This is a genomic window from Photobacterium damselae (assembly GCF_003026815.1).
GTDB classification, from domain to species: domain Bacteria; phylum Pseudomonadota; class Gammaproteobacteria; order Enterobacterales; family Vibrionaceae; genus Photobacterium; species Photobacterium damselae.
The window spans coordinates 176,974-189,178 of record NZ_PYOG01000006.1 but is presented as its reverse complement, the minus strand read 5'-3'; the positions used below and the strand labels follow the sequence as shown (position 1 = coordinate 189,178).

The 12,205-nt window shown below is 45.9% G+C and carries 2 protein-coding genes; one reads left to right on the top strand and one right to left on the bottom strand.

The genetic code is table 11. From position 1 onward, the window contains the following. Window positions 1-81 precede the first annotated feature (81 nt). Complete coding sequence (locus CTN07_RS08650; protein ID WP_470381921.1) at window positions 82-615, top strand: DUF4832 domain-containing protein; 534 nt, start codon at window positions 82-84, stop codon at window positions 613-615. 109 nt (window positions 616-724) lie between these two features. Here CTN07_RS08650 and CTN07_RS08645 read toward each other — a convergent pair whose 3' ends face one another. Next, on the bottom strand, window positions 725-12,037 hold the full coding sequence (locus tag CTN07_RS08645; RefSeq protein ID WP_170107344.1) for an Ig-like domain-containing protein: 11,313 nt from the start codon (window positions 12,035-12,037) through the stop codon (window positions 725-727). Window positions 12,038-12,205 lie beyond the last annotated feature (168 nt).

Sequence of the window (12,205 nt, the reverse complement as noted above, 5' to 3'; positions counted from 1 at the left end):
AGATTCTGTCTTAATTGACTTTGCTGCTTCACGAGCAAAAGCTTCGAGTGCTTTCTTATCCATATTGTCCATCCTTAACCTTTGAGGTTTAAGTTTAGACAGTTACACAGAATTCAGGACACTCTCAAAAAACACGCTTCATTAATTAATGCTAAATCAAAAAAAATACCCGATATGTATCAAGGTATTGTTCAAGATACACTAAAAAAACTGGGATACCGATTTGAGCTAACACAATTACTCTTACCTATAACCGCCCATGCAGGAGAACGCATTAAGCTTGTCTCTCAGTGGCAAAATGTAGGTGTTGCGCCAAGTTACAATAACTATCCTATTCGCTGGCGTTTACGTTCAGTAAGCTCTGATAGTACCATTGAATTTGAAACCAACACTGATATCACTCTGTGGCAACCAGCAGAAGAACTCAATGGCCAAGCCCCTAGTTATGAAATAACCAATGAATTATCGTTACCAAGTACTCTTGCTATTGGCAAATACTATATTGATGTTGCTTTAGTTGATCCAGAAACAAATCAACCTAAAATACTACTCGGCATTGATGGTGCAATGAAAGATCGCTGGCATGAACTAGCCATAATAACTATCAGTAACTAAAATCATGAAGTTTTATTTTATATCCTGCTGAAATAGTTGGATTTGAGACATCAAAAGGCCCTTAAGCTCATCGAACTTAAGGGCCTTTTATTTATATTTAAGCTAAGTGTTATTTAAAGACATGATCATTAAACAAGTGTTGCACAATCTCATTCGAGCTGGTGATACCTGTTAAATCAGAGTGTGAAGCAAAGTCATCTAGGACAATGGTTGCCTGTTTTGAGCTATCACTATTGTGAACTGTCAATACGACATCAGCTTTATCATCTTTACCGACATCTTTAATTTCTGCACTCACATGCTTTAGCAAATCATCAATAGTGGTATTGTCACTCTTATCAAGAATATCGGTTAGATCGATCTTGTCTTCACCGATAGCAAAATCCTTAATATGATCTATAGGATTATTATTTGCTGAATCTTTTGCTACAAGTGAACGATCACTCCAAATAAAGGTATCGTTACCAGCCCCGCCAGTTAGGAAGTCATTACCAAGGCCTCCATCAAGTAGATCGTCTCCTAAACCACCATCTAAAGTGTCATTACCACCATCGCCAATTAAGATATCATTGCCTTTACCACCACTAATATGATCATTACCACCATATTCATTGTTGCCAAATTTATCTAAGTGGTCGGCAATAAAATGGTTAATATCAGAAGTAAGAACCTTGTTAGTATCGCCATTGTGGGCTTCATCTGCTAAATATTGTTTAATAATAGTTGCAGGATATGTATCAACTTTACCTTTTACAGGCTCATGGTATTGTCCATGCAACAATCCTTCGTCATACATCCAATGAATATTTAAAGCGTCGCCAACAAGCACATCGTTATCATCACTTCCTGTAATAGTGTCACTACCAGGAATGAAGTGTTGACCGATGTCTTTAAATATATCTGTTAACTCATTGGTATTTGTGATCACTTTTGAATAGCTTGGCTCTGAGTCATTATTATTGTTATACCCTTCACCCAATTGAGCAATTTGGTTAACTTGATCTGCATCTCCTGATGGACCAACAGCAATTGAAATAACCTCTGCATGTTTTAAAGCCGCATAATCTGAATTATTAGCTGAATTACTAAATCCTGTATTGTCCTTACCATCAGTTAGGAAGTAAACAACATTTCTAGTATTACCATCTGTAACAATATGATCGCTAATAGTTTTTAATGGAGCTTCAAATTCAGTACCACCTCCAGCAATCAAAGAATTCAGATAATTATGAATATCGGTACCACGACTATTTACAAAGCTATTACTCTCAGCATCATAATGAAACGATGAGTCCCCCCCAACAGTGCTATTGAAGGTAACCACATTAAAGTTTAAAGAACTTTTATCATTGGTATTCGTCAAGATCTCATCAACTAACACTTGATAAGCCTGCTTTGTCATATCAAAAACAGAAGGAAAATCTGTTAACTTATACGTCTGATCTTCCCCTATTGATGACTTAATATAGATTGGATCCTCTGCCCTATAACCATCATACTGCAAGCCAGCTTTCATCTGATCGTAGGTAACTGTAACCCATCCACTCTGAGAACTACCATTATAAAGTTGTGTGCCATCAGCGGCGGTCAATGTTGCACCATAATTTACAAAGACTTTATACTTTTCAGCACTATTCATATGAATAGAATCAAGGTTTAACAATCGACCGTAATACATACTGCCTGATGTATCTATCACAAAATTAACATTAGTTGGAACATCAACAATTTTAGCAGGATCTAGATCACCAATTAATAAATCCGAGCCAACTGTACCAACTATAGTGTTATCACCATTATCAGCTTGGATCACCACACCATCTATTTGATATGATTTTTCTGCTGTATCAGAAGCAGAATGATGAGCACCATCAGTTGTAGTGACAGAAGCCTCTACAATACGATCACTATCCTTTAATAAAGCACTACCTTCGACGGTAATCTGATAACGACCATCTTTAGCTTCACCAGTAAATTGTTGTCCATCAATTGTTAATGTGACTATATCTCCATCTTTAACATCACCACCTACAGAACCATTAATTACTACAGAGCTCTTACCTTCAGCTTGAGTCACAATGTTATCTTCTGCAATTGAATCAATAGTGACTAGAGCACCAATATCAACTTTATATGGCTCATCAGCATCAACTGTAACGTTATGTGAGCTATAAGATGTTGTTACACTAGCGATCGCTTGATTGGCATGTAAAATATCCATACCAGCAACAGCAATACTCCAAGTGAGGTCTTTCTGAACATGAGTTATATACTTGTTATTACCAATAGTTACTGTAACTTCATCCCCTTCACGAGCCTGACCACCAACTTTACCAGTTACATCTAATACTTTTTCATGCCCCTCTTTTTGAGTGATGATGTTATCGCCTGTGATCGGGTCAATATCAATGCTCGCAGATACATCGACAGTATAATCATGTGTCGCCGTTGCATGAGCCTGGTTACCCGCCGCATCGCGAATGTCGACCATTGCAGTCACGCTATCGCTGCCTGCATCCAGCAAGACTTTACCATCAACGTTCAAACTCCAAGACTTATCGGCTTGGACTGTCGCGGTGCCCAATACCTTGCCATCGAGACTTACGATGACGTGGTCCCCCTCTTGCACATCGCCACCTACCGTACCGATGATTGTCTGGCTATGCTCAGAGTCAGGGCCTGTCACATTGTCATCGGTCGCAATCGAGGTAATGGTGATAGATGCGGCAATGTCTGTATCAATGCTGTAAGTGTGATCGTCTGTTGCAATTGCACGGTTACCCGCCGCATCGGTGGTGGTCACCGTAGCTTTTACGCTATCAGCACTTGCATGCTCTAGCACGCTGCCATCGACTTGTGCCGTCCATGTTAGCTTGCCATCGTGGTTTTCAACCGTTGTTGTGCCGACTGCCTTACCATCAACAATGACCGTAACCGTATCACCGGCTTTTACGTCTGCACCCACAGTACCAGTAACCGGTACTTTGCTGTGTGCTTCATCAGCATTCACCACATCATCGGTCGCAATCGAAGTAATCGTAATTTTCGCAGCAATGTCTGTATCAATGCTGTAAAGGTGATCGTCTGTTGCGGTGGCACGGTTACCCGCCGCATCGGTGGTGGTCACCGTGGCTTTTACGCTATCAGCACTTGCATGCTCTAGCACGCTACCATCGACTTGCGCCGTCCACGTTAGCTTGCCATCTTGCTCCACAACCTGAGTTTCACCCACTTTGTGGCCATCAACCATCACAATGACCGTATCACCGGCTTTCACGTCTGCACCCACAGTACCGGTAACCGGTACTTTGCTGTGCGCTTCATCGGCGTTAATAACATCATCGGTTGCAATCGAGGTAATCGTAATTTTCGCGGCAATGTCTGTATCAATGCTGTAAGTGTGATCGTCTGTTGCGGTGGCACTATTACCCGCCGCATCGGTGGTAGTCACAGTGGCTTTTACGCTATCAGCACTTGCATGCTCTAGCACGCTACCATCGACTTGCGCCGTCCACGTTAGCTTACCATCGTGATTTTCAACCGTTGTGGTGCCGACTGTCTTACCATCAACAATAACCGTAACCGTATCACCCGCTTTCACATCTGCACCCACAGTACCAGTGACAGGTACTTTGCTGTGTGCTTCATCGGCGTTAATAACATCATCGGTTGCAATCGAAGTAATCGTAATTTTCGCGGCAATGTCTGTATCAATGCTGTAAGTGTGATCGTCTGTTGCAGTGGCACTATTACCCGCCGCATCGGTGGTGGTCACCGTAGTTTTTACGCTGTCAGTACTTGCATGCTCTAGCACGCTGCCGTCAACTTGCGCTGTCCACGTTAGCTTACCATCGTGGTTTTCAACCGTTGTGGTGCCGACTGTCTTACCGTCAACAATGACCGTAACCGTATCACCGACTTTCACATCTGCACCCACAGTACCAGTAACCGGTACTTTGCTGTGCGCTTCATCAGCATTCACCACATCATCGGTCGCAATCGAGGTAATCGTAATTTTCGCGGCAATGTCTGTATCAATGTTGTAAAGGTGATCGTCTGTTGCAGTTGCACGGTTACCCGCCGCATCGGTGGTGGTCACCGTAGCTTTTACGCTGTCAGTACTTGCATGCTCTAGCACGCTGCCATCGACTTGTGCCGTCCATGTTAGCTTGCCATCTTGCTCCACAACCTGAGTTTCACCCACTTTGTGGCCATCAACCATCACAATAACCGTATCACCCGCTTTCACGTCTGCACCCACAGTACCGGTAACCGGTACTTTGCTGTGCGCTTCATCGGCGTTAATAACATCATCGGTTGCAATCGAAGTAATCGTAATTTTCGCGACAATGTCCGTATCAATGCTGTAAGTGTGATCGTCTGTTGCAGTAGCACGGTTACCCGCCGCATCCGTGGTGGTCACCGTAGCTTTTACGCTGTCAGTACTTGCATGCTCTAGAACGCTGCCATCAACTTGTGCCGTCCACGTTAGCTTGCCATCTTGCTCCTCAACCTGAGTTTCACCCACTTTGTGGCCATCAACCATCACAATAACCGTATCACCGGCTTTCACGTCTGCACCTACAGTACCGGTAACCGGTACTTTGCTGTGCGCTTCATCGGCGTTAATAACATCATCGGTTGCAATCGAAGTAATCGTAATTTTCGCGGCAATGTCCGTATCAATGCTGTAAGTGTGATCGTCTGTTGCAGTAGCACGGTTACCCGCCGCATCCGTGGTGGTCACCGTAGCTTTTACGCTGTCAGTACTTGCATGCTCTAGAACGCTGCCATCAACTTGTGCCGTCCACGTTAGCTTGCCATCTTGCTCCTCAACCTGAGTTTCACCCACTTTGTGGCCATCAACCATCACAATAACCGTATCACCGGCTTTCACGTCTGCACCTACAGTACCGGTAACGGGTACTTTGCTGTGTGCTTCATCAGCATTCACCACATCATCGGTTGCAATCGAACTAATAGTAATTTTCGCAGCAATGTCTGTATCAATGCTGTAAGTGTGATCGTCTGTTGCAATTGCACGGTTACCCGCCGCATCCGTGGTGGTCACCGTAGCTTTTACGCTATCAGCACTTGCATGCTCTAGCACGCTGCCATCGACTTGTGCCGTCCATGTTAGCTTGCCATCGTGGTTTTCAACCGTTGTGGTGCCGACTGTCTTACCATCAACAATGACCGTAACCGTATCACCGGCTTTTACGTCTGCACCCACAGTACCAGTAACCGGTACTTTGCTGTGTGCTTCATCAGCATTCACCACATCATCGGTCGCAATCGAAGTAATCGTAATTTTCGCGGCAATATCCGTATCAATGCTGTAAGTGTGATCGTCTGTTGCAGTGGCACTATTACCCGCCGCATCGGTGGTGGTCACCGTAGCTTTTACGCTGTCAGTACTTGCATGCTCTAGCACGCTGCCATCGACTTGTGCCGTCCACGTTAGCTTACCATCGTGATTTTCAACCGTTGTGGTGCCGACTGTCTTACCATCAACAATGACCGTAACCGTATCACCGGCTTTCACGTCTGCACCTACAGTACCGGTAACGGGTACTTTGCTGTGTGCTTCATCAGCATTCACCACATCATCGGTTGCAATCGAACTAATAGTAATTTTCGCAGCAATGTCTGTATCAATGCTGTAAGTGTGATCGTCTGTTGCAATTGCACGGTTACCCGCCGCATCCGTGGTGGTCACCGTAGCTTTTACGCTATCAGCACTTGCATGCTCTAGCACGCTACCATCGACTTGTGCCGTCCATGTTAGCTTGCCATCGTGGTTTTCAACCGTTGCGGTGCCGACTGTCTTACCATCAACAATGACCGTAACCGTATCACCGGCTTTTACGTCTGCACCCACAGTACCAGTAACCGGTACTTTGCTGTGTGCTTCATCAGCATTCACCACATCATCGGTCGCAATCGAAGTAATCGTAATTTTCGCGGCAATATCCGTATCAATGCTGTAAGTGTGATCGTCTGTTGCAGTGGCACTATTACCCGCCGCATCGGTGGTGGTCACCGTAGCTTTTACGCTGTCAGTACTTGCATGCTCTAGCACGCTGCCATCGACTTGTGCCGTCCACGTTAGCTTACCATCGTGATTTTCAACCGTTGTGGTGCCGACTGTCTTACCATCAACAATGACCGTAACCGTATCACCGGCTTTCACGTCTGCACCCACAGTACCAGTAACCGGTACTTTGCTGTGTGCTTCATCAGCATTCACCACATCATCGGTCGCAATCGAAGTAATCGTAATTTTCGCGGCAATGTCTGTATCAATGCTGTAAGTGTGATCGTCTGTTGCGGTGGCACTATTACCCGCCGCATCGGTGGTGGTCACCGTAGCTTTTACGCTATCAGCACTTGCATGCTCTAGCACGCTACCATCGACTTGCGCCGTCCACGTTAGCTTGCCATCTTGCTCCACAACCTGAGTTTCACCCACTTTGTGGCCATCAACCATCACAATGACCGTATCACCGGCTTTCACGTCTGCACCCACAGTACCGGTAACCGGTACTTTGCTGTGTGCTTCATCAGCATTCACCACATCATCGGTCGCAATCGAAGTAATCGTAATTTTCGCGGCAATGTCAGTATCAATGTTGTAAAGGTGATCGTCTGTTGCTGTGGCACGGTTACCCGCCGCATCGGTGGTGGTCACCGTAGCTTTTACGCTGTCAGCACTTGCATGCTCTAGCACGCTGCCATCGACTTGTGCCGTCCACGTTAGCTTACCATCGTGGTTTTCAACCGTTGTGGTGCCGACCGTCTTACCATCAACAATGACCGTAACCGTATCACCGGCTTTCACGTCTGCACCCACAGTACCAGTAACAGGTACTTTGCTGTGCGCTTCATCGGCGTTAATAACATCATCGGTCGCAATCGACGTAATAGTAATTTTCGCGGCAATGTCTGTATCAATGCTGTAAAGGTGATCGTCTGTTGCTGTAGCACGGTTACCCGCCGCATCGGTGGTGGTCACCGTAGCTTTTACGCTGTCAGCACTTGCATGCTCTAGCACGCTACCATCGACTTGTGCCGTCCACGTTAGCTTACCATCGTGGTTTTCAACCGTTGTGGTGCCGACTGTCTTACCGTCAACAATGACCGTAACCGTATCATCCGCTTTCACGTCTGCACCCACAGTACCAGTAACCGGTACTTTGCTGTGCGCTTCATCAGCGTTAATGACATCATCGGTTGCAATCGAAGTAATAGTAATTTTCGCGGCAATGTCTGTATCAATGCTGTAAAGGTGATCGTCTGTTGCAGTTGCACGGTTACCCGCCGCATCGGTGGTGGTCACCGTAGCTTTTACGCTGTCAGTACTTGCATGCTCTAGCACGCTGCCGTCGACTTGTGCCGTCCACGTTAGCTTACCATCGTGGTTTTCAACCGTTGTGGTGCCGACCGTCTTACCATCAACAATGACCGTAACCGTATCACCGGCTTTCACGTCTGCACCCACAGTACCAGTAACCGGTACTTTGCTGTGTGCTTCATCAGCGTTAATGACATCATCGGTTGCAATCGAGGTAATCGTAATTTTCGCAGCAATGTCTGTATCAATGCTGTAAAGGTGATCGTCTGTTGCAGTTGCACGGTTACCCGCCGCATCGGTGGTGGTCACCGTAGCTTTTACGCTATCAGCACTTGCATGCTCTAGCACACTGCCATCGACTTGTGCCGTCCACGTTAGCTTGCCATCGCGGTTTTCAACCGTTGTGGTGCCGACTGTCTTACCGTCAACAATGACCGTAACCGTATCACCCGCTTTTACATCTGCTCCCACAGTACCAGTAACCGGTACTTTGCTGTGTGCTTCATCAGCATTCACCACATCATCGGTCGCAATCGAAGTAATCGTAATTTTCGCGGCAATGTCTGTATCAATGCTGTAAGTGTGATCGTCTGTTGCGGTGGCACGGTTACCCGCCGCATCCGTGGTGGTCACCGTAGCTTTTACGCTATCAGCACTTGCATGCTCTAGCACGCTGCCGTCAACTTGCGCCGTCCACGTTAGCTTGCCATCGTGGTTTTCAACCGTTGTGGTGCCGACTGTCTTACCATCAACAATGACCGTAACCGTATCACCCGCTTTTACATCTGCTCCCACAGTACCGGTGACGGGTACTTTACTGTGTGCTTCATCGGCGTTAATAACATCATCGGTTGCAATCGAAGTAATAGTAATCTTCGCGGTAATGTCTGTATCAATGCTGTAAAGGTGATCGTCTGTTGCTGTAGCACGGTTACCCGCCGCATCGGTGGTGGTCACCGTAGCTTTTACGCTGTCAGTACTTGCATGCTCTAGCACGCTGCCGTCGACTTGTGCCGTCCACGTTAGCTTACCATCGTGGTTTTCAACCGTTGTGGTGCCGACCGTCTTACCATCAACAATGACCGTAACCGTATCACCCGCTTTTACGTCTGCACCCACAGTACCAGTAACCGGTACTTTGCTGTGTGCTTCATCAGCATTCACCACATCATCGGTTGCAATCGAACTAATAGTAATTTTCGCAGCAATGTCTGTATCAATGCTGTAAGTGTGATCGTCTGTTGCAGTTGCACGGTTACCCGCCGCATCGGTGGTGGTCACCGTAGCTTTTACGCTGTCAGCACTTGCATGCTCTAGCACACTGCCATCGACTTGTGCCGTCCACGTTAGCTTGCCATCGTGGTTTTCAACCGTTGTGGTGCCGACTGTCTTACCGTCAACAATGACCGTAACCGTATCACCCGCTTTTACATCTGCTCCCACAGTACCAGTAACAGGTACTTTGCTGTGAGCTTCATCGGCGTTAATAACATCATCGGTTGCAATCGAGGTAATCGTAATTTTCGCGGCAATGTCTGTATCAATGTTGTAAAGGTGATCGTCTGTTGCAGTTGCACGGTTACCCGCCGCATCGGTGGTGGTCACCGTAGCTTTTACGCTGTCAGTACTTGCATGCTCTAGCACGCTGCCATCGACTTGTGCCGTCCACGTTAGCTTGCCATCTTGCTCCACAACCTGAGTTTCACCCACTTTGTGGCCATCAACCATCACAATGACCGTATCACCGGCTTTCACGTCTGCACCCACAGTACCGGTAACCGGTACTTTGCTGTGCGCTTCATCGGCGTTAATAACATCATCGGTTGCAATCGAGGTAATCGTAATTTTCGCGGCAATGTCTGTATCAATGCTGTAAAGGTGATCGTCTGTTGCGGTGGCACTATTACCCGCCGCATCGGTGGTGGTCACCGTAGCTTTTACGCTATCAGCACTTGCATGCTCTAGCACGCTACCATCGACTTGCGCCGTCCACGTTAGCTTGCCATCTTGCTCCACAACCTGAGTTTCACCCACTTTGTGGCCATCAACCATTACAATGACCGTATCACCGGCTTTCACGTCTGCACCCACAGTACCGGTAACCGGTACTTTGCTTTGCGCTTCATCAGCGTTAATGACATCATCGGTTGCAATCGAAGTAATAGTAATTTTCGCAGCAATGTCTGTATCAATGCTGTAAGTGTGATCGTCTGTTGCTGTAGCACGGTTACCCGCCGCATCGGTGGTGGTCACCGTAGCTTTTACGCTGTCAGCACTTGCATGCTCTAGCACGCTGCCGTCAACTTGTGCCGTCCACGTTAGCTTGCCATCTTGCTCCACAACCTGAGTTTCACCCACTTTGTGGCCATCAACCATCACCATAACCGTATCACCGGCTTTCGCATCTGCACCCACAGTACCGGTAACGGGTACTTTGCTGTGCGCTTCATCGGCGTTAATAACATCATCGGTCGCAATCGAGGTAATCGTAATTTTCGCGGCAATGTCTGTATCAATGCTGTAAAGGTGATCGTCTGTTGCAGTTGCACGGTTACCCGCCGCATCGGTGATGGTCACCGTAGCTTTTACGCTGTCAGCACTTGCATGCTCTAGCACGCTGCCATCGACTTGCGCCGTCCACGTTAGCTTGCCATCTTGCTCCACAACCTGAGTTTCACCCACTTTGTGACCATCAACCATCACAATGACCGTATCACCGGCTTTCACATCTGCACCCACAGTACCGGTGACGGGTACTTTGCTGTGTGCTTCATCAGCATTGATGACATCATCGGTTGCAATCGAGGTAATCGTAATTTTCGCAGCAATGTCTGTATCAATGCTGTAAGTGTGATCGTCTGTTGCGGTGGCACTATTACCCGCCGCATCGGTGGTGGTCACCGTAGCTTTTACGCTATCAGCACTTGCATGCTCTAGCACGCTGCCATCGACTTGCGCCGTCCACGTTAGCTTGCCATCTTGCTCCACAACCTGAGTTTCACCCACTTTGTGGCCATCAACCATCACAATGACCGTATCACCCGCTTTCACATCTGCACCCACAGTACCAGTAACCGGTACTTTGCTGTACGCTTCATCAGCGTTAATGACATCATCTGTTGCAATCGAAGTAATAGTAATCTTCGCAGCAATGTCTGTATCAATGCTGTAAGTGTGATCGTCTGTTGCGCTTACTGTACGACCATGTGAATCATGCGTTGTTACTGTCGCTGTCACTAAATCGAGATTAGCATTAACTAACGTTGAACCATCAACAGATGTCGTCCAAACTAGTTCCCCATCAACAAGAGTCACTGTCGCATGGCCAATAGGCTGCTTATCTAATGATAACTCGACAATATCACCGACTTTGACATCTTGAGATACTGTACCTGTAATAGATACTTTTGAATGCGCTTCGGATTCGTTAATAACATTATCTTCAGCAATTGAAAGGATCTGTACGCCAGCATGCAGCGGTGGAAGAAAAAGAGACTCATCCCCTCCGATATAATCTTTTCTTTCTTGATTATTAGTTGGCTTATAAGCAGTATCATGCCCAGCCTCTGCCAACATTTGATCGTTGTCATAATCGATATATACAGAACCAGGAGCCGAACTGCTCAGCTCATTACCAGCAGCAGGCTTAGGTTGTGCTAACGTTGGATCCTGACCATCCTCAATCATTCTATGGATAGTATCTAAGGTTACGTTATTTGAAATTTGATGATCAACACTATGAGATTGCTTCACTAACAGAGAAGAAGCTAAATCATCATCTGGTTGAGATTGATTGATATAATTTTGATGTACTGTTGCAGCATACTGTTGATTGAGTAAATTTTTCAAATCCTCAACAGTCATGTTATCTGCACTATTATCAAATGTTACAGTTTGATTATGAACAAGAGCGTCAAAAGAAGCATCATTTTGTAAAATAACTTTATCGCCCTTATTAAGGTGACTACCTGCATATAATTGAACTAAGTTTCCTTTATTATCAATTGTATATACAGAACCTTGTACAGATTCGACTACTAAATCATCTCTTAAATCAATTATATTCATACAGACCCCTTTTATATGCATGGAGAATTTATCACACAATAAAACAGGGTCAATATATATCTAATGGGCATGTATGGGTAATGTCATTTTTTTGACTTTATTGAATTTATCTCCTGATAGTAAACATCAATTCTCGAAATTACGTAAAATCAAACAGTATTTTATAAA